General features: G+C 27.6%; 21 protein-coding genes and 1 pseudogene. 9 read left to right on the top strand and 13 right to left on the bottom strand.

The window, feature by feature from the left end; all coding sequences use genetic code 11:
- Nucleotides 1–5 precede the first annotated feature (5 nt).
- On the bottom strand, nt 6–503 hold the full coding sequence (locus CKL_RS02030; RefSeq protein WP_011988980.1) for a MarR family transcriptional regulator: 498 nt from the start codon (nt 501–503) through the stop codon (nt 6–8).
- Between the two features lie 230 nt (nt 504–733).
- Between CKL_RS02030 and CKL_RS02025 the strand changes: the two genes are divergently transcribed.
- Nucleotides 734–1,243, top strand: coding sequence for a cyclase family protein (locus tag CKL_RS02025; RefSeq protein ID WP_341271430.1), 510 nt, complete (start codon nt 734–736; stop codon nt 1,241–1,243).
- A 120-nt stretch (nt 1,244–1,363) separates the two neighbouring features.
- Here the strand turns inward: CKL_RS02025 and CKL_RS02020 are convergent, their stop codons facing one another.
- The 7 genes and pseudogenes from CKL_RS02020 to CKL_RS01990 all read right to left on the bottom strand — a co-directional run bounded on the left by CKL_RS02020 (nt 1,364) and on the right by CKL_RS01990 (nt 8,011).
- The gene (locus CKL_RS02020) at nt 1,364–2,419 is read right to left on the bottom strand and encodes an EAL domain-containing protein (protein ID WP_011988978.1); all 1,056 of its coding nucleotides are present in this window, start codon (nt 2,417–2,419) and stop codon (nt 1,364–1,366) included.
- 125 nt (nt 2,420–2,544) lie between these two features.
- The gene (locus tag CKL_RS21170) at nt 2,545–2,760 is read right to left on the bottom strand and encodes a hypothetical protein (protein WP_011988977.1); all 216 of its coding nucleotides are present in this window, start codon (nt 2,758–2,760) and stop codon (nt 2,545–2,547) included.
- A 257-nt stretch (nt 2,761–3,017) separates the two neighbouring features.
- Nucleotides 3,018–4,196 (bottom strand): cell wall-binding repeat-containing protein, encoded by a 1,179-nt coding sequence (locus CKL_RS02010; protein ID WP_011988976.1) that lies wholly within the window; start codon nt 4,194–4,196, stop codon nt 3,018–3,020.
- A 58-nt stretch (nt 4,197–4,254) separates the two neighbouring features.
- Nucleotides 4,255–5,751, bottom strand: a pseudogene (locus tag CKL_RS02005) (M56 family metallopeptidase); the annotation flags it as partial.
- 145 nt (nt 5,752–5,896) lie between these two features.
- A complete protein-coding gene (locus CKL_RS02000; RefSeq protein WP_011988974.1) occupies nt 5,897–6,301 on the bottom strand; it encodes a M56 family metallopeptidase in 405 nt (134 codons plus the stop codon).
- Between the two features lie 19 nt (nt 6,302–6,320).
- Nucleotides 6,321–6,695: a BlaI/MecI/CopY family transcriptional regulator gene (locus tag CKL_RS01995; protein ID WP_011988973.1), complete on the bottom strand. Its 375-nt coding sequence runs from the start codon at nt 6,693–6,695 to the stop codon at nt 6,321–6,323.
- A gap of 80 nt (nt 6,696–6,775) precedes the next feature.
- Nucleotides 6,776–8,011 (bottom strand): D-glucuronyl C5-epimerase family protein, encoded by a 1,236-nt coding sequence (locus CKL_RS01990; RefSeq protein ID WP_011988972.1) that lies wholly within the window; start codon nt 8,009–8,011, stop codon nt 6,776–6,778.
- 334 nt (nt 8,012–8,345) lie between these two features.
- Between CKL_RS01990 and CKL_RS01985 the strand changes: the two genes are divergently transcribed.
- From CKL_RS01985 to CKL_RS01955, 8 genes are all read left to right on the top strand, one after another.
- The gene (locus CKL_RS01985; RefSeq protein WP_011988971.1) at nt 8,346–9,512 is read left to right on the top strand and encodes a hypothetical protein; all 1,167 of its coding nucleotides are present in this window, start codon (nt 8,346–8,348) and stop codon (nt 9,510–9,512) included.
- Between the two features lie 288 nt (nt 9,513–9,800).
- Complete coding sequence (locus tag CKL_RS01980) at nt 9,801–10,283, top strand: RNA polymerase sigma factor (RefSeq protein ID WP_011988970.1); 483 nt, start codon at nt 9,801–9,803, stop codon at nt 10,281–10,283.
- Nucleotides 10,276–11,034, top strand: coding sequence for a hypothetical protein (locus CKL_RS01975; protein WP_011988969.1), 759 nt, complete (start codon nt 10,276–10,278; stop codon nt 11,032–11,034). Before CKL_RS01980 ends, CKL_RS01975 begins: the two co-directional genes overlap by 8 nt.
- A 261-nt stretch (nt 11,035–11,295) precedes the next feature.
- Nucleotides 11,296–11,664: a BlaI/MecI/CopY family transcriptional regulator gene (locus tag CKL_RS01970; RefSeq protein ID WP_011988968.1), complete on the top strand. Its 369-nt coding sequence runs from the start codon at nt 11,296–11,298 to the stop codon at nt 11,662–11,664.
- Nucleotides 11,665–11,668: 4 nt separating this feature from the next.
- Nucleotides 11,669–13,093 carry a M56 family metallopeptidase gene (locus CKL_RS01965; RefSeq protein ID WP_011988967.1) on the top strand — a complete coding sequence of 475 codons (1,425 nt, stop codon included), beginning with the start codon at nt 11,669–11,671 and terminating at the stop codon, nt 13,091–13,093.
- A gap of 468 nt (nt 13,094–13,561) precedes the next feature.
- A complete protein-coding gene (locus CKL_RS01960) occupies nt 13,562–14,023 on the top strand; it encodes an accessory gene regulator ArgB-like protein (RefSeq protein ID WP_011988966.1) in 462 nt (153 codons plus the stop codon).
- A gap of 101 nt (nt 14,024–14,124) precedes the next feature.
- On the top strand, nt 14,125–14,259 hold the full coding sequence (locus tag CKL_RS21455; protein WP_081427952.1) for an AgrD family cyclic lactone autoinducer peptide: 135 nt from the start codon (nt 14,125–14,127) through the stop codon (nt 14,257–14,259).
- A gap of 89 nt (nt 14,260–14,348) precedes the next feature.
- Complete coding sequence (locus CKL_RS01955; RefSeq protein WP_012620119.1) at nt 14,349–15,011, top strand: hypothetical protein; 663 nt, start codon at nt 14,349–14,351, stop codon at nt 15,009–15,011.
- A 523-nt stretch (nt 15,012–15,534) separates the two neighbouring features.
- Here the strand turns inward: CKL_RS01955 and CKL_RS21450 are convergent.
- From CKL_RS21450 to CKL_RS01935, 5 genes are all read right to left on the bottom strand, one after another.
- On the bottom strand, nt 15,535–15,657 hold the full coding sequence (locus CKL_RS21450; protein ID WP_278184433.1) for a hypothetical protein: 123 nt from the start codon (nt 15,655–15,657) through the stop codon (nt 15,535–15,537).
- A 188-nt stretch (nt 15,658–15,845) separates the two neighbouring features.
- Complete coding sequence (locus CKL_RS01950) at nt 15,846–17,051, bottom strand: alginate O-acetyltransferase AlgX-related protein (protein ID WP_011988964.1); 1,206 nt, start codon at nt 17,049–17,051, stop codon at nt 15,846–15,848.
- An 11-nt stretch (nt 17,052–17,062) separates the two neighbouring features.
- On the bottom strand, nt 17,063–18,538 hold the full coding sequence (locus CKL_RS01945; protein WP_012620118.1) for an MBOAT family O-acyltransferase: 1,476 nt from the start codon (nt 18,536–18,538) through the stop codon (nt 17,063–17,065).
- 630 nt (nt 18,539–19,168) lie between these two features.
- Complete coding sequence (locus CKL_RS01940) at nt 19,169–19,837, bottom strand: ABC transporter ATP-binding protein (protein WP_011988962.1); 669 nt, start codon at nt 19,835–19,837, stop codon at nt 19,169–19,171.
- Between the two features lie 2 nt (nt 19,838–19,839).
- The gene (locus tag CKL_RS01935) at nt 19,840–21,078 is read right to left on the bottom strand and encodes an ABC transporter permease family protein (protein WP_011988961.1); all 1,239 of its coding nucleotides are present in this window, start codon (nt 21,076–21,078) and stop codon (nt 19,840–19,842) included.
- Nucleotide 21,079 lies beyond the last annotated feature (1 nt).

Here is a 21,079-nt window from a genome sequence, read left to right as displayed (position 1 = left end):
TACTGTTATTCTTGGAATAAACTATTTATACAATCACCTAAAAAATTATTAATTGTGTTCAATTCTTCTTTATTATATCTATTCAACATATTTATAAGTTTTCTATTCTCTATCTCATGAAGCTCCTTATGTATCTGAAAAACTGTTTTTCCCTTAGATGTTAGGGTATAATAAATTTCTTTTTTATTATCCTCTAAACGATTTCCCTTTATAAAACCCTTTTTTATTAATTTAGCAGCTATTTTAGATATTGCTCCCTTGGTCATATCTAATTCCTTTGATATAAAAGTTGCATTAGGCAGCTGATTTTTTCCTATACAATCTATAACATGAAATTCAGAAAGCATTAAATTTTTATTAAGTATATCTTCATAATGGTATTTAATTAATAATTCTTTTAAAGACTTCTCATGTATCTCAGCAAAATTAGTTATATAATCCCATAGATTTGTCATTCTATTTAATATCAACTTTATTTGTATTTTTTCATTATCTATTTCCATAATTAAAAACTCCTTCAAAATTATTATCCTAGGAAATAATTATATCATAGTATTAATAATAATCCTATATAAATATTTTAAAAAATAGTTTACAAGGAAATAATATTGTGTTATTATATTATTATTTTCTGGGAAAATAAAATTTTATGGAGGAGTTTAAAATGAAAATTGATTTAAGCTTTAAAATAGAAAAAAAGATACTAGATACTATGTTAGCCTCAATAGGTTAAATAAATTCAGGCTTAGAAAAAGCAGGCCATATAGGAACACATTTTGACATTATGGACAAGGAATTTTCCATAGAAAATATCCTTACTAAAGGAAAGATATTTGATATAAGTAATATAAAAGCTTCAGAAGTAAATGTAGAAGATCTAGATTTAAGCAGCATACAGCAAAATGATTTTGTAATATTTCATTCAGGAATACTAAAAAAGTATGGATATGGTACAAAAGAATACTTTTCCACATATATAGAACTATCTGATAAATTGATTGATTACCTCATTGACAAAAAAGTAAGCTTTATAGGAGTAGACATGGCTGGAATTAAAAAACCTGAAAATCATCCTAGGGCAGATCAATATTGTGCAGATAGCGGAATATTCATTATTGAAAATTTAAGCAATCTAGACCTATTATTAGGAGAAATGACCTCTAATTTCTTTACAGTATATACTTTCCCTGTAAATATGAGCGGGTTTTCCGGACTTCCTTGCCGGGTAATAGCAGAAGTATAGTAAAGATATCTGAAATTTCTGTAGACAAAAGCCATGCACATAGAGAAAAATTTATTTTCCTTTACACATGGCTTTTTTATCTACTATATAGAAAATAACAAAATCTGAACTTTATCCCACTTACCCACAGAATTTACTCTTACATTTGTCTAATAAATATTCTATTAGCTCATCATAATTAAGAGGTTTACTGTATAAATATCCTTGATATCTATGACATCCAAGTTCATAAAGTATATCTCGCTGCTCTTCTTCTTCCACATATTCCGCTATTACTGAATAATTTAATGATTTCCCCAAGGATACAATAGACTGAATAATATCCCTGCAATTATTATTATATAAAATTTCCCGAACTAAAGAACCATCCAGCTTTATAGTATCAAATTCATATTCTTTAAGATACATCAAAGAGCTATGTCCTATACCAAAATCATCCATGGCCAATCTTACTCCCAATTTCTTCATAGCCATGATTCTATCCCTAATATCTTTACTACTCCTCAATGCAATTTGCTCTGTTATTTCAATTTCAAGTTTATCTTGTGCTATTTTATGCTTTTTAATACTTTTTTGAAGATTATTAACAAAATAATCGTTTTCTAATTGGGCTACAGACATATTTATAGATACTATGATATTTCGAAATCCAAGCTTATTCATTTTATTTAAATCACTACAGACTCTATTTAATATCCAATAGCTAAGTTTATCCATGAGATGCCCTTCTGATGCCAATGCAATAACTAAAGGAGGATAAATGTATCCATATATATCATGTTTCCACCTAAGCAGAGCTTCTACCCCAAAAATATCGCCTTTATAGTCCACTTGTGGTTGATAGAACAACATGACTTTATTATTTTTAAGAGCATACTCCAAATCAGCTGTTAAAAATCTTGATATATTTCCCGTATCATCATTTCTTGAAATCAACGTACTGACTATTCCCTTTTCTTCATTTTCTTTAAATACAGTACATACCCTTCTAAAACTATTTATCATTCTTATATAAGAAACACTTTCTGCCAACTTAACAAAAGGTATATAACACAAAATTCCAAGTGTTAAATTAAATATTTGCAGTATACTACCTTTTATAGAATTAGTTGCAACATATCCACTTAAAAGAATGGGAGTTGTCCATTCAACAGTAGTTATTGTATAGGGTACCAAACCTGAATATATGGCTAAATAAGAAGTTATAGTTAATATTATTGGTGTAAATAAAAATGGAATAAGATAAACTGGATTTAATACTATGGGAAGACCAAATACAATAAGTTCATTAATATTAAAAATTATAGGAATAGATGATAACCTTGCAAGTCTTCGATGGTTCTTATATTTTGATATGCAGGAATGGGCAAACTTAAGAAAACTAATGCTATAGAACCAATTAACAATAATGGAATCATATATGTAAGTCCTTTTCTCACTGAAACCAGCAGAGAACTGTTCCCTAAATCCTCATCGACTCTAGAAAATATACCCACTATTTTACTATAATTTATCATTAACTTATACCCCCTTGTGATTTGCCTCAACATCTATTACCAAAATCTACACAATATAATTCCAATTTTCTATATTATATACTGATTTCTTCTAGAAATAAACATTGTTTAGCTCATAAGTATTTTGGGGGTAGCAGTTATTTTACCTCAATAATTTAAAACTTCCAAGTTAACTAGCGAATTTATAATAATATCTGCAACCAACTTAAGTTTTGATTCATCTATAGTAGAAATTGTATCCTGTGAACCATTTATTTTTAATTTTTTATACTATTAGATGAGAAGCTAAGTACAGTTACTCCCATATCTTCTTTTGTATTATAGACCTCATTTTTATCTTCCTTATCTTGAGAATCTATTGTTGAAATCATAACTACATTATCATCTTTTATTGCTTGGTCTCTATCACCTAATTTAGATATGTCAATAGTATCCCCCATATTTTTAACTTCATCTTCTAAAGATTGACTCACTACTCCCGTTCCCCCATATATAACTGCACTTGTAATATTATTAGCTATATTACTATAATCAAAAGTTTCATTTACAAATACAGTAGCCATATTATTTTTAGCAGAGAGTACAGCCCCAGAGAGTGCATCAGAGAATATGCTATTACTTGCTATTGCTATGCCATTTATTTTATCTTCATTTTGATTTATGAGATTTGAGACCACCTCCTCTGGTGTATTGCCTCCAACTCTGGAAACATTTAAACCCAATTCTTTTAATTCAGAATCAACATCTGATGAGACTATACCACTTCCACCTATTATTTCTACATCTTTTACATCTAACTTTAATATTTCTAATTGAGTAGCTTGATTTAAGATATCTCCATCCGTGAATAAAATTGCTGCATTTTCTAAAGCTGCATAAGTTGCGGCAGCTAATGCATATTGAAACTGACTGCTTGTTGTTAGATATACCTTTGATAATTTAGATTTATTGTTTAATTCATCTGCTATTTTTATGGCTGTGTCATATCTTGTGGCTCCAGCTATCCTAGTGACAGCATATCCTTCTGATTTAAAAATATTTTCCTGTACTTGAGATACTGTCCCAGTTCCTCCTAATATATATATATTCTTAGCTTTTAATTTACTTATCTCATCACTAATTTCATCAGGAGTGCTAATTATATTGGTAAGTAATATAGGTGCATTTAAAGAATATGCCAGAGGTGTCCCTGCCAAAGCATCTGCAAAATCAACATCACTCTCAGCACCAACCAATACCACATTATCTGACTGCTTCCATCCATGCTCAGCTATTTTAGATGATGTATCAAACCTGTTAGTTCCTCCAATTCTTACTACATTTTGAATTCCATTAGAAATGGAATATGCATATACCCTATTAGATTTTAATAAAATTGATGAAGACGTAGACAAGGACACAATTAAAACCAAAGCTAATAATTTTTTATTTTTCATAAAATTTATCATTCCCTTCACTGTGCCAAAGGCACAAAAATTAATAACAATGCATCAACTACTTCAATTCAAATTTAAAATTACCCTTTGCTCCTTCTCCCACACTTTCAATATATACTCCTTTAGATGTATATGGAATATTTACAGTTTCACCTTCAGGATTCTCTTTTTCAAAGAGTTTTTTTCCATCATAATAGACTCTTACAGTCAATTTTTCACTTACAATATTTGAATTGAGCTTTATAGTATAAGGCTCTGTACTGTAAGCTATCTCTCTTATATCAACTCCACTAAATGGATTGAATTCTGCATAAAATGAATTATCTTCAGTGTTATCATTCCAATATTTTTCATCTCCGGTCCATCCCTGGCAGGTTATAAATCTGGGATAATCTAATTCTCCTAATTGTTTACATTTCACATTGCAATCTGGAAGAGCTTTCTGCAAATCATCAACAACTGATTTGGTAACATCATTAAATGAAATATTTAGATTATGAAGATCTTTAAAATCCTTTAATATAGAAATATCTTTTATATGGTTATATCCATCCCTCGAACCACCACTTAAATTAATTTCTTTAAGCTGATTCAAGTCTTTAATAGGGTTTAAATCCGTAATTTCATTAGAATATAAATTCAATACCCTTAAATTTTTCATATTTTTTAATGGAGTTAAATCTTCTATTCCATCCGATGACAAATCCAGCCTTTCCAGGTTCACTAAATTTTTCAAGGAAGATATGTCTTTATTCAATATAAAATAATTTCTTGAAAGGTTTAGATAGTGGAGTTTTGTTAGATCTTTTAAAGGTGATATATCAACTGCGTAACTAAATGTTAAATTTAAACTCTTCAAGTTGGTTAAATTCTCAATGCCATCTAAAGATTTAAGTTCTTTTTCTTTATATGATAGGTTGAGTTCATCTATCTTTAATACATCGCTTTTTAATATATCTCCCTCCGGTTTATTCATTTTCTCTCTTAAGGCCTTTTCCAAAGTTTTATTTGTAAATGTGATCTTATGGTTATCTAGGGCACTTAATTTTAAACTAGATGACGTCAATCCAACTATTCCCACACCTATAATAACTATACTCCCAAATAATATGCCTTTCCATGATGTTTTTTTATGTTTTGATATCATAATAATTCTCTTTTTTATTTCAGATTTGCTACTAACTATTGAGGTAGTACCAATTAAAATCTGTGATTCATTAGTTAGCTGTATCAATTTTATAATTGCACTTCCATACTTTATATTTTCCCCATGTTCTAAATACTTCAGGGCACAGTTATCACATGCAATTTCACGATCCTGCCTCATCTTATAAAATCCATACCATATCACAGGATTATACCAGTATATAATATTCAGTATTATCAATATCCAATTTACTAAAGTATCTTTTCTTTTAAAATGAGAAACCTCATGTAATAAAATATACTTAAATTCATCTTCTGAAATACTTTCCAAAATCTTTATAGGTATAAAAATTGAAGGCTTGATAACCCCATATATACACGGATTGTTTATTTTATAGGTATATACTAAATTTACTTTTTTTTAATACCCATTATGTCTAAACAATCATCTAAAATTTTATTAATATTAGATGATTGCTGGTAAGTAGATAATTTTTTAATAAGCCTAATCTTTATAGTTCCATATAATATAAATATACTCATGATCATAATGCCTAGAATCCATATACATATAAATATAAATTTATAATCATTTTTTTATCTGATTCAGGTATACTATTTGGGTTTATAGTATTTTTAGGTTTTTCTGTAGTTCCAGTGTTTTTTATAAGCTCTACCTGTTTAATATCTGATATGGTAAAGTTATTTTTATTAATTTTAAAAACAGGATTTAACCCAGTAGTCCTTATATCCACTACAGAATTAAATATGTTAAATATGCTGAAATTGCTCTCGGGGCCATAAGGGATGATAAGTTTTATTACTAACAGAAACCATATAAAGTAGTGAAATTTGACATTAAGTCTTTCTCTTAAAATTAATTTTATTAAAAGTATAAATACAACTAAAAAGCTTCCCTGCAGTGACATTAAAAATAGTATTTTTACTATATCCACCATATGCAAACCTCATCATCATTTATTTATGGGCATTATTTAAAATTTTTTTCAATTCTTCAATATCTTTTTCTGACAGGTTCTTAGTTTTTATAAAGTTCATTAACATCAAATTCAAGGATCCATTAAATATTTTATTTAAAAAAGACTTACTCTCTGAAATTTTGTACTCCTCTTCATTAATCAAGTTATAATAGTAGTATTCTTTTCCTTCCTTCTGAAAATCAATAGCCCCTTTATTAAGTAATCTATTTATTAATGTTTTTATGGTATTAGGTTTCCATTCAGTTTTACCTTTAAGTTTTTCAATAATTTTATTTGCTGTTATATTAGGGCTTTTCCATATTATTTTCATAATTTCTAGTTCCGCATCAGAGATTGCAACTACTTTCCTCAAAAACATTCTCCTTTCTGTTTACAAGTGTAATTTATAATTTAATATTACGCCTGTAAACAACACAAGTCAATAACTATATATCAAACAACATAGGATTTCCACATTAAATTATAGTATTTGTATATGGGATTATTAGTTATAGAATACATGGCATCTACAAGTTCTATATGACTTGCATGGTATTGTATATTCATGTTAGGATACTGATCCTTTTTTGTAATATATGCTGCATCATAAGCTGTCATACAGCCTAAATCGTATTTATGTATAACTTTTAGAAGTGTATCATTACAATTAACAAACATCTTATGAGCATCTCCTTTATATATACTATCTTTAGTTTGAGATAAATCATAAATACCTATAATAGTAAATATAAAGCCATTTAAAGTATATGATTTTGGTGTAGTAATGTATTCTTGAAAAAATACATTATCGGTTCCATCTAAATCCTCACTAGTATCCTTGGTGCCACCTTCATTTACTGGTATACACATAAACATATAAGCTTTATCTGCTGCATCTAAATATTTATTATCACCTGTTACCTGATATGCTCGTACAAAGGCACTTATAGCTTGTCCTTGGGCTAATGATGATACCCAGCCTGGTTTGTAGATATCATTGTTTATATAATGCTTGAAACTAAAATCAAGTCTCATAGCACCGGAAGGACTCTGCAGGGATAATAATTTATCAATTGAATCTATAAACTGTTTCTTTGTACCAGTTCCATTTTTATATCTGCCAAATGCAGTTAAGGAAAACTGTGCTATTGTTACAGGATTATAATGAAAACTTCCATCTCCCCCATTATAATCACTATATTTAACCATAGGTAAGCCATTTTCATCAAGATGAGTAAACTCACTTTCATGATAACAGGTTTCTTTACTGGCATTAAAATAATCCCCTGTAGTTATGTAATCAACCCTATCTAAAAATACATAGCCTGTTCTTTTAAATTCATTACTCTTAGCCTTGCTATCTTCTAAGTATTTAATTGGTTCAATTGGTTCTAATGCTTGTCCGTGCTGTGATAATATAAGATATGCCTGTGCTTTCAATTTCAAAGATTTACTTGATGAAGGGTTATTTATAACAGCCTCATATCCTTCAATAGCTTCTTTATAGCCTCCTACTGAATGTTTATATTTAGAGTAATTTAATATAGTTTCCGGATCATTATTAATTGATGTATAAACATTTATAGCAGATGGTAATCTGCTATTTTTAAAATATACATTTATAATAGTTAATATTATTACAGTAAGTATTACTATTATAATTCTATTATTAATTTTATTATTTTTCATTAACATCACCTCTTTTTTAACTACATTTTAAATTAAACTTTAACTATCTATAGAAAATTCTATCTTAAGACAATAAAATTATTTACATTACCATTATTCATTTTATAAACCTGTGAAATGCTCTTATTGGTTAGATTATTCGCATTATATTCCTATAAAAATAATACTGCAATGCAAAAAGCATGAAATAACTTATTTCATACATAAAAATCATTCTAATCCTCTTCACCAACTTTTCATGTCAAAAAAACACTGTTTCATGCTTTTTGTATTTACATTTTATATGGAACCTATTAGAATTATGATGTGAATTCATGCCCATGGGAGGTTAACTATGTTAAATAAACCACTTTTAAAAAAAGTATTTTCATTAGAAAATATCCTATTTATATTTATTTTACAATTATTAATTATTGTTTTATGCGTAAGTTGTAAGAACAAAACAGGTTACGACTTTTCAGATTGGCCTTATACCATTCGGGAGATTTATGGCTCTAAAATATTCGTACACAATCCTGTAGATGGATTATTGATTGATGTCAAGGAAAAAAAGATAACAAAACTTTTTGACTCCGAAAAAGTAGATGCCACCAGAGTGCAGGGAAGTACCCTTTCCAACATCACCATTAGTCCAGATTGTAAAAATATTATCTTTAACTTTGATGGAGGAGATGAGGATTTAATTGATAAAAATAAAGATGAAGATCAATTAAAAATATATAATATACAGTCTAAAAAGTTAAAAACTCTTGTTGAAAAAGGTGGATACAATGCAGTGGGCTGCTGGTCAAAGGATAGTAGTAAATATATATTTAGCAGTAATAGATTGGATAGTATATACATATATGATATAAAAAGTACCAAGAGTAAAGAAATAAAAAGGCCTAATGGAAAGTTTAAGCGCAATTGTAATATTGTATATATTAAAGACAATTATATTCTTTGTGTCATTGACAATAGTTTATATCAGTATTCAGATAATAGCTGGAATAAAGTGCTAGATGACTGGGATGGATACATCTACAGCAATAGTGCAGATAACTGTTATTTAATAGATAAAAATCAAGTTTCAAAATTGGTACCAAAAACAAGACAAGTTAACAAAGTATACTCAATACCAGCGAATTCAAATGCTATTCTAGTATTTGGTGCTACAGATATGTTCGCCTTTCTAAAGGACAATGAAATTCATGTATTTGATACATTAACCAATAAAGAAATTCTATTTAAGGTACAAGATAAATTAGAAGATTTTCCAATATATTATATTTCTCCAAACAAAGATAGAATTCTTATGAGGTCTTATAATGATGATAAAATTACAGTAGCTACTATAGGTAGTTCTGAAATTTATAAATATGATACACGTAAAAAACCTTCCCATTATCCTGCTGGCTGGTATGATAATGATTCTTTTATTTTAATAAATGGAGAAAATGTAAAGAAGCCAAAGGTAGTAAATATAAAAACACAAGAGGAAAAAAACTTAATCGGTTGGTAATATCAGTGATTTGTGGCTTTAGATGGAGTTTTGCTCATAAGCAAAGTATAATAGAAAATCCTTATAATAGGTCGTCATATAACCATGAATGGAATATATCTGAGAAAATAATAGTCTATTCAAAAATGCTTAACATATAGAATATATTTGTTAAGTGTTTTTTATTGTCAATTATAAAAAATTTAATTTCAATAAAAATTAAATGAACCATTTGATAGATATATACATCTAATTAGTGTAAAGCAAAAAAGTAGCGCTGCAGTTTGCAAGGAAAGGTAGGAAAGTCAATTGAATAAAGATACATTTATCGATAATGTTCTTAAGGCTAATTCCACTTTATATCATGTATCTAAATCAATTTTGACTCATGAGCAAGATTGTGAGGATGCCGTTCAGGGAGCAATTTTAAAAGCATATAACAAATTAGATACACTAAAGAATGAACAATATTTTAAAACATGGTTGATTAGAATACTCATAAATGAATGTTACAGTTTAAAGCGCAAAGAATATTCAAAAGTATCTTATGAAGAATACTTTGAGTCCGCAAAAGCCGATGATAAAAAGGATTATAGTGAATTGTATTTGGCTATTAAGAATTTACCAGAGCGCATTCGTATTACAGTTGTTCTTTATTATGTAGAGGGATATACGGTAGAAGAAATTAAACAGATCTTAAAAATACCTGCAGGAACTGTAAAAAGCAGATTAGCAAAAGGACGAAAATTATTAAAAATAAAGTTAGAGCATATGGAGGCAACATATGAATAATTATAATTGGAATAATGCCTTTCCAGATACACCTGAAAGTTTTAAAAATAAGGTAAGTGCAACATTAAACAGCTTACCGGATCAAAAGGAGAATGACGAAATGGAAAATAGAAAAATATCAATTAAGAAAAAAATTATTATTGCACTAGTGGCTGCTATGGTAGTAGGAACAACAGCATTTGCTACTGGAAAAATATTTTCTATAACTTCACATGGAAGTAACATACCAACCTATACTACTATGCCTACAGTAGAACAAGTAAAGGATGATTTTAAATTTGCTCCTAAATTAGTAAAGGAATTTGATAATGGATATACTTTTACAAGTGGATATACTGTAAATAATGAAGGAAATGATGAGAAAGGTAATTCTGTAGCAAAAACAAAATCACTTGATTTTACTTATACAAAAGGTAAGGATAAATTAAATCTTTCTATGGAAAATGGAATGTTAGGTGAAAGATCAAAGAAAGAGACTGTTATTGCTACTTCTAACGGTATAGATTTATATTATCATTCCTATGCTAATAAACTTGTACCAGCAGACTATAAATTAACAGGACAAGATAAGCAGGATGAATCCTCTGGTAAATATGTATTCAGCTATGGATCTGATAAGGTAGAAATCTCTCAAATTCAATGTTTAAATTGGATGCAAAATGGAATTAACTATTCTTTCTTAACAATTGATTCTAATATATCAAAAGATGAATTAGTTAAAATGGCACAGCAGATTATATCTACCAAATAAAAATGGCAGCACATATAGATCTAAAGTTTCAAAAGTCAGAATAAAATTTGTAAAAGATTGCTAGCTTATCACTATGAAGATAGGATGTCACCAACATGAAGTATGACATCAATTCATGTAAAAAACGGCCACATGTAGTATTTTATATTTCAGATAAAATACTACATATGGCTATTATTATATAAAAATAATATTTCATTTAAAAGCACTTGACATACATATTCTACATATGTAGAATATGTATTAAGGAGGTGCTTTACATTGTCAATTATGAAAATTCCTGAATCGGAACTGGAAGTCATGAAAGTTATCTGGGGTGGTGAAATTCCTATATCTTCAAAAGAAATTATTAAAATCTTAGAAGAAAAAAAGTGTTGGAAAAATACAACTATTTTAACACTGCTTTCACGTCTGGCAAAGAAAAAGTTCATAGCAGCGGCAAAGGGTAAAAAAATTACTTATTATACACCCATTGTAACAGAAAATGAATATTTAGGATTGGAAACAAGGGACTTCTTTAAAAAAGTCCATGGAAGTTCATTAAAAAGTTTTATTACCACACTTCATGATAATAATGATATTACAGAAGATGATTTAGATAAGTTAGACAAATGGATTAGAAATAGGTGATAGTATGATTGAGATATTCATGAAAAATCTTTTAAAAACCTCTTTAACAGGCAGCATAATAATTATACTCATTCTGATTTTAAGAAAAACATTATTTAAAAGATATACCAGTGCCTTTAATTATTATATATGGCTGGCTGTAATACTTAAAATGATTATGCCTTTTAAAATTCCAATTTATATTCCAGAAAAGATATCCAATACTTTTCAACACGCTCCAAACAATGTAAAGACAATTATAGAAAGTGGAATTTCTTTAAATGAAAGTATGAAAATAAAAAACAGTCCTAATATAATAACTGACAGCTACCCTATAGAAAACTACTTCACAATACTGTTTTATATATGGCTCATTGTGTCAGTAATATTTTTAGCTTATCATATTATTTCCTATATTATTTTCAACAATAAAATCAAACACTTCACTTATGATATACCTGACAGTAAAATTAGAAATATATATTCAGAATTGTTAGTTGAAATGAATATTAAAAGAAAAATTTCTCTCAAGTTCTGCCGGGGAATCTCAACACCCCTGGGTATTGGAATATTTAATTCCTGCATATTAATTCCTTCAGTTTTATATAATACTCAAGAATTAAAATACATTTTAAAACATGAACTTATGCATTATAAAAAATATGACATGATGTATAAGCTTTTAGTATTAATAATTTCATCCATGCATTGGTTTAATCCTATAGTTTATGTTATGTGCAGAGAAATAAACAAGGACTGTGAATTGTCCTGTGATGAAGCTGTACTTAAGAAGTCAGATATGGAGGAAAGAAAATTATATGCCTCTGCTCTTGTTAATTCACTAAGACTTAATAAAAATAATGCTGTAAAGCAAAATTTAATTACAGGGTTTAATAATAAGAATATATTAAAGGGGAGACTTAAAAATATGTTAAATTTTAAGAAGAGAAAAAAAGGTGTAGTTGTGGTACTTTTAGTTATGACATTAACTGCAGTATCATTGATTAGTGTTAATATATTTGCCCAAAATGACATAAGTCAAAAAAATAATGTAACTGGTAATAGAGAATTATTACAGCCAAAACAAGTATTAGAAAATTATTTTAAATATTATAGTGAAAAAGATCAACAACATGTGGAAAAGTTATTGACTAAAGAAGCCATTGGTCCTAATCCTATATGGTTATTTAATTATATAGAATACATTAAAATTATTAGTATAAACGAAGAATCAGATCCTCTTTTCAAAAACGGTTATTTATCCCATGGCAGAGGAAGTATTAATGGGGTCAAAAAAGAGAATGTAAAAGTATATAGAGCTGAATATGATGTAAAATATATAGAAGATTCAGTTGTTCCTGAAGAAAATGGAAATCACACATGCTGGTTTTATGTAATTAGAAAAGATAAAAATTCACCTTGGCTTATAGATGGTATGGGGCAGCCCTAATTTTATTCTATTTAATTAATAAATTGATTACCATCATATTTATTATTATGAGTTAGGAGTAAAGTCAAAAAACTATGCTAATTTCTTAGTTTATTAGCATAGTTTTTCTATATCTTCATAGGCAAACTTATCTATTACCATAATAATAGCGGCACATAAAAGTTACAGCTACTTTACAGTTGCTTTTCACACAAATCGTTACGTATTTCAAGTTTAACTATATATTCTAAAAACTCTAATTTTAGAGTATGTTCCCGGAAACACCTTACTTAAGATTATACATAGAAGGATTTAACATTCAATACAAGAAGCATGAAACACCTTATCCAAAGTATAAAAAATACAATTAATAAACATTAACAACTTTTCATGCTTAAAAAACACCATTTCATGCTTTTTGTATTTACATTTTATATAAAATTTATTAAAGTGATTATGTGAAATTTATGTGAATGGTGGGAACCTGACATGATACAAAAGTTATCGGCTGTATTAACACAATATCTATGTAAGAAAAATACATATACTCTAACTTTAGATGATATGGAAAAAATAAATTATGCAATTATTATTATCTTAGAAGAAACTTTTAAATTAATTTTTTTATTTATTCTTTTTACTTTACTTGGAACAATAAAATACCTTTTATTTTCTCTATTAATTTTGTTATCCATACGTATTTTTGCAGGAGGATTTCATGCTAAAAATTCTATAAAATGTATATTATTTTCCACCTTATTTTTTCTCTGTACCTGCATACTTATATTCTGGATTCCGAATTTCACCAGAATAACTTATTGGATAATCTCAGTAACTAGTATTATTTTAAATATAATATACTCTCCTGTACCCAGTGAAAATAGACCTATAACAAGAGTAAAAAGAAAATTACATTTAAAATTTATTTCTGTGATATCAACATCATGCTGAGCTTACATTCTACTTTTTTTAATTCAAGATACTGATATACTTAAATGCGGTGTTTTTACAGTCAATTCAATTATTAATTTTTAAGAAAGGATGAAATTTTTATGAAAAATAAAAAAAGAAATTTTATGATTCACTTATGTACATTAATGTTATTAAGTTTTGCTAACATTATTACCTATTCAGGTTCTTTTCTTTTTCACGGTGAACCAAAGGCACCTAAAAGTTTGCTTAAATAAATTCTGTATTCGATGGGGATGGAATAGCTATAGACAGCAGCGGTTTTTCGGGAATGCCCTTTTTAATGTAACTGCATCCGATAGTCCCTATGGTTCAGGCAAGTCGTCATGACAGCATTACTACAGTTTTTGCACTGCAGGATATTCATAATCTTTATCCTGATTTTCGCTTTGGAAACTTTATTGCTGATGGAGCAATGGATAATTATTCTACTTATGAACTCCTTAATCACCACAATATTCTACCTTTTATATCTTTAAACTCTAAAACAAAAGCAAAATTTGATTATCCCCATCCTGATATACTTTGCTTTGATGATAAAGGAAATCCTATTTGTATGAGTGGTATTCCTTTTGTCAATTGGGGATATTCCAAACCTAAAGGAATCAAATATCACTGCTATCTCGGAGTGAAAGCTTTAGAACCACCACCTGAGTGTAAGTTTTCTGACAGCAATTACGGAAGAGTTGTTTACATTAAGCCTGACTTTGACCTTAGGATGTTTCCTCCAGTACCGCGACATTCTGAAAAATTTAAAGCTGTGTTTAAAACCAGAACCTCTGTAGAGCGTCCAAACAAACAAATATTTCAAGATTATGCAATTGAAGAATATAAATCTCAAAGTGCAATAATACGTATGCCTTTAGCCACTTTTGCAGTAATTAATATACATTTAGATGCCTGGATAAAGCACACTGGATTCAGTTTTATCGACCTTTTACAAAATAAGGCTGCACAAAACACTTGTTGAATATTTTTCCAACTCAAAATCCTAGCTTTTTTGTTATACCCTTTTTTATATTAGTTCTCTCATAACAATGTGTGATTTTCAAGGTTCATTTAATAAATTCCCATTTAATGATAAACAGTTAGCTAACTATATTCTTTTTCAAAATTTCCAGCTACTTTTCGAGAGTCTTCAATGAAGTCACATTTAATGTAGTTATTCCATTAGTTGCAGTATATAATATTTTTAATTCAGGGCTTTTTTAAAATCAGAATTTTTCAGTTTAAAAGTTGCTTTATATAATTTTCACTAAAAGATGGCTACAAGAATTTTTCTTAATGACTATACCTAGATATTTAAGAGTTTTTTCAAGATTAGCTATATGTTATTGTAAATTATATAGTAAATTTTTTATCATTATTTATCATACTTAATTAGCTTTTTTTACTTTTAGATTTTTTAGGATTTACTTTAATAATAATACTTTTTTGAACTTAAAATTTGCGATTGCCCTAAATATACTGTTGTAGGAACTAATGTCAAATTATCATTTATAGGCAACATAGTATCCGTAAGTACTGGCCCCTCCATCTGCAATAGATATTTCTAATATTCTTGGTTCAATTTCCATATAAAAAGATAATGACCCTTGGGTATCAAGGTTAATCATCTATAAAAGAACTTAGTTACTTTAAGGATAGTATATTACTATATATTGTCTAAATGCAATAAGATATCCAGTACATATTTCTAAATTACGGAATCTAATTTGCACTTCATGATATGAATGCTCCCACTGGGACCTATAAACGAAATTCTACATTTTCAAACTATCCAGTAAGTTGTTGATAAATGCATTTAATTAAATTTGCCATTTCCGCTTTCTAGGGTATAACTTCCATCATCTCTTATCATAACAACTAATTTTGGTTTATATCCTTCAATATATTCATAAAGACTTTTTTTATTATAATATCTTAAGTCTAATATTCTAGTTTCGTTAAAATTAAGATATAATAAAGGTTCAACTGCATTAGTATAAGAATCACCAAAAATCAATATATTATCCAAATAATTTCTATTAGTTTTTATAATTGTCTCAGGTTTATCCCCTCCCATGTAAACACTATATGTAACTGGTTCTTTTGGGTCTGAAGGAATATAGTAGAGCTTATTATCTGAGCTTCCACTTTCATATTTTTTGTAATTGATTGTTTTTTTAGGGTATGCTATTTGCAACTTATCATTATTTTTGAATAGCTCATATAATTGATTATTTCTAGAACCAATAAATGTATTATTAAGTGTAATTACTTTAAAATCATTATATTTTAAAGTGCTAAGGGTTCTTATATGTTCTTCTTCTAAAGCTTTATTTATAATAGCTTGATAAACCATTAAGGCACCATTAAAATTATAATGATGATCTGTTTTAAAATAAATATTATTTTCATTTGACTTGAGAAATACTTCGTTCATATTGATATTTTTAATGTTTTTTTGATTTAATTTAGAAAACATAAGTTTGTTTCTAAATGTAAGTTTCTCAGAACTATTATAAAAATATTTAGGGTAGCTATTCTTATAATAAGATACTTGATTAGGTATTCCAACAAAATAAAAATCACCACCATATGAATTGATATAGTTTTTCAATACTGCAATGTTGTCTACCATTCTTGAAATATTGTTTTCTTCTTTCTTAGACTCACTGCTATTAAATTTATAATTATCAAATGGATAAGAAGTATAGGCCAGCAAATATCTATTTTTTCCCATCACAACATCATTTATTTTTTTCTTTAATAAAACTTTCATATTTATTTCAGTATAATATTTTATGAAAGTATCCCTAACTGGTATTTGATCATTTACATAATTATCAAAAGCTTTAAAATACTCACCACTTAGAAGTTTTTCCATATTAATTTTAGGCTTTTGACATAATACTCTGTTTTCTATATTAGAAACTTTTTTTTGTGGAGTCACCCAAAATAATATACTTATTATAAATATAATAGATAAAAATCCTAAAATGTAGATTATACTTCTTAATTTAGACATAATGCTTTCTCCTAAAATTTAAAATATATAAAAGGATTAAATGTTGAGTTTACTAAATATATTATAGAAACAATAAACAAAGCTATATCAATTATTGGTTTAACAAAATCAATGAAAAAATATGTTAACTTTTTAGATCTTAAAGTGTTTATCAGTCTTACAATCATTAATCCTACTGGCATTGAAAAAATAAAAGCTATTAAGAATTCAAATTTATATTCTGTAATATAAAATATAGCTTCATTAGAAACAATTGTCGTTGCTCCTATGGCAAACATATTTTTAATATACTTGAAGGCATAATCAAAGTTAGGTGACCTAAAAAGTACCCATCCAACTATTACAAAGAAAATAGTATAAAGGTGTTGAACCGGCTTCCAAAGTTTTTGGATATATACTTTTAATATATATTTTTCTAATATAAGTAAGATCCCATAATATAATCCCCATGATATAAAGGTCCAATTTGCTCCATGCCATAGACCTGTTAAAAACCATACTACAAAAATATTTCTAAAGAACTTAAATGTACCAACTCTATTACCTCCAAGTGGAATATATACATAATCTCTAAACCAAGTACCAAGTGAAATGTGCCATCTTCTCCAAAATTCAGTTATAGATGTAGATATATATGGATAATTAAAGTTTTCTAAAAAAGTAAATCCAAACATACTTGCTAATCCAATTGCCATATCAGAATAACCAGAAAAATCAAAATAAATCTGTAAAGTATATGCGATTGCACCAATCCAAGAGGTTAAAACAGACAATGTAGACACATTCATATTAAATATTTGGTCTGCTATTAATCCCATTGAATTAGCTACTAGTAGTTTTTTAGCCAGACCTATAATAAATCTTTGAATACCTTTAATAAATTTACCAACATTTTCCTCCCTGTTATAAAATTGAGTAGCTACGGTTTCATATCTTACAATAGGTCCTGCAACTAGTTGAGGAAAGAATGAAATATACAGTAGTAGTGTAAATGGATTTTTTAAAACTTTTGCATGTCCTCTATGAATGTCTATTATATAACTTAATGAATGAAAGGTATAGAAAGATATTCCAATAGGCATAATAATATTTCCCGACTGGAAATTCGTATTAAATAATAAATTTATATTTTGTAATATAAATTTACCATATTTAAAGTATCCTAATATAGATAAGTTTACACATAGGGTTAAGAATAAAATAATCTTTGCTTTAAAAAACTCTTCTTTATACTGACTCATTAGAAGTCCAAAAATATAATTAAAAAAAACAGAAACTACCAAGTAAATTAAAAACTTGGGTCCACCATAAGCATAAAAAAACAAACTGAATAATAGTAATACATAATTCTTTAGTTTCCTATTTACTAAATAATATGAAAATATTACTAGCGGTAAAAATAAAAATAAAAAAGTTAAGCTACTAAATAGCATAAAATCACTCCAAAAATGTAAAAAATAGATTTCCAGTTTACTTTTAACAGTCAATTTTTATTATTCTGATTGCTAATTTTCAAAATCAACAATAAAAATCAAGTTTTATTAAATTTGTCCAGTATCTTTTTGTTTTTAATTTTTTCAAAATCAATGTTGGAGATATCCCAAACTTTCGTTTTTGTGAATATACGCTATTTAGTTTTCTCCATTTTTAGCTATTAACTTACATCATTACTTTGTTTTTTCCTAGTGAGGCGTACGTGGAGACTTCTTCCGTTCCAGCTGTTTTAACAATTCCTTGTACTTATTCTGATAATCTTCAATTTCTTTGCTATACCTATTTTGTAGTTCCTGCTTTTCTTGCTGATGGTTTGATTTTAATTCCAGTAAGTTCCTTTTTCCCTTGCAGTTCTTCCCTATCTTTAACAAACTGAATAAGTTCGTTGTGTTTAGTATTTAATTCCTGTACTGCCTCTTCACCGGCTTCTTTTACCGCAGCTATTTCACTATTAAGGTTTTTAATAAAATTAAACCATATTTTAGTTATAGTCCAGGAATATATATTTTTTCTACAGACTCTAGGAATATAACCTATAGTAATTTCCAGCTAAAGCTTATCCTATCTTATTTTACACAAATCTATTAGTGCTCTCTTTTTGAGAAAAGCTCAATACTTATTTCTCATTCGATTATACATCCATCTTCTATTTTTATAATTCTGTTACATTGGTCAGCTATTTTAGAATCATGGGTCACTATAATAACTGTCTTGCCTTCTCTATTTAAATCTTTAAAAATATTCATTACATCTTGTCCAGTTTTTTGATCTAATGCTCCTGTAGGTTCATCTGCAAGTATTATTTCAGGATTATTAACTATGGCTCTTGCTATGGCCACCCTCTGACATTGACCACCAGAAAGTTCTTTAACATTTTTGTTTATTTTATCATCTAAATTTAGTTTAACAACCACTTCATTTATTAATATTTTTCTGTCATTACGTTTAACCTTTCCATATTCTAGTGGTATTTCTATATTTTCAAATACTGTATAATCACTAATCAATGCAAAATGCTGAACTACAAATCCAAAAGTCTTATTTCTTATTTGAGACAATTGAGAAACATTAAGCTTTTCAACTTGTTGATTTTTTAATAAATACTCTCCATCTGTAATTTTATCTAATGTTCCAATTATATTAAGTAAAGTAGATTTACCTGAGCCAGATGGTCCAACTACTGCGATTAATTCTCCTTTGTTAATGCTTAAATTTATATTGTTAAGTGCATTTACTTTATTTTGTCTTGAAGAATATATTTTATTTACCTTATTTAATTTTATAATTTCCATATCTATTCATCCCCTTTAACTAGTTGATTAATATCTAAGTTAACTATTCTTATTATAGGAATTAAGGCTGAAATTATAGATATAGCTACCATTAAAATCAATAATATAAGTAAGCTATTAATATTTATCATTCCTCCATCTCTATAGTATATAAATGATGACGTAATCATATATGCCATGAAAAAAGTAATAAATATTTCTAAATAAGTAATTCCAGCAATATCAGATAATTTTCCCCCACTCATAATATGTATGCCATATTCCTTTTTTCTTTTATTTATAGAATCCAATATTGATATAATAAATGTTATACACACAAATATAATGACACTCATAGATGTTATAGCCACTATTTCATATTGTTCTTTAAGCATATCTAAATCCTGGGTTATATATTCTGTAAGATCTCTTACCCCTGCATCTTTTACAGCAGGCATATCATTGAACATTTTTTTAATTTTTATAAGCTCCTTATATATTTCAGATTGATTTGTAGAATTATCAAATAAAATGTAATTTGCATTATATAATGTCATATCACACAACTCAAGCTTTTTTTGATAAATTGCATCTGTAGATATAATATAGTTATTTAAATTTATATATCTCCTACTTGGTTGGGATACATCTCCAGGACCATACTCATTTTCTTTAAGTATTCCTATTATTTTACCAATGCGAGAGTCCAGTGGAATTTCATCTCCTACTTTAAAATACTTACCATAGTTTGCTCCAACTACAATAGGAAATACAGCGTTGTTACCAATAAAATTAAATTCATTACTGGTAAATAATCTTCCTTTTTCAACTTTTAACGGATAGGTTTTAAGATATGGTTTATTTATACTAATATTTTTAGCTTGAAAATATGTTTTACCATTAATATTAGATTTAAAATCACTGTCTTGAAATTGTTGATAATTATTGAAAATAGGAGCCATGGACCCTATCATTGAAGTTTTTACAAAAGTATACTTAGAACTGTTTTCCATATTGCCAAAAGCATCCATTATTTTTTGTAAATCATTATCACTACTATTAGTATTCATATTTTCAACTTCTAAAGAATAAGCTTTTTTATCTTTAAAAAATTTTTCCACCTTGTTTGTCTCCAGATCCATCCTTTTATATAAATTTATGTTTTCATACATGGCATAAAATCCAAAAATTAATTGAGCAATAATTAAAAATGAATAAAAGAATCTACTTGATATTCCCCTAATAGCATATTTAAATTTCATA

The organism is Clostridium kluyveri DSM 555, from assembly GCF_000016505.1.
Taxonomy (GTDB): domain Bacteria; phylum Bacillota; class Clostridia; order Clostridiales; family Clostridiaceae; genus Clostridium_B; species Clostridium_B kluyveri.
The sequence above is the reverse complement of the archived record's forward strand: the minus strand, read 5'-3'. Positions and strand labels throughout refer to the sequence as shown.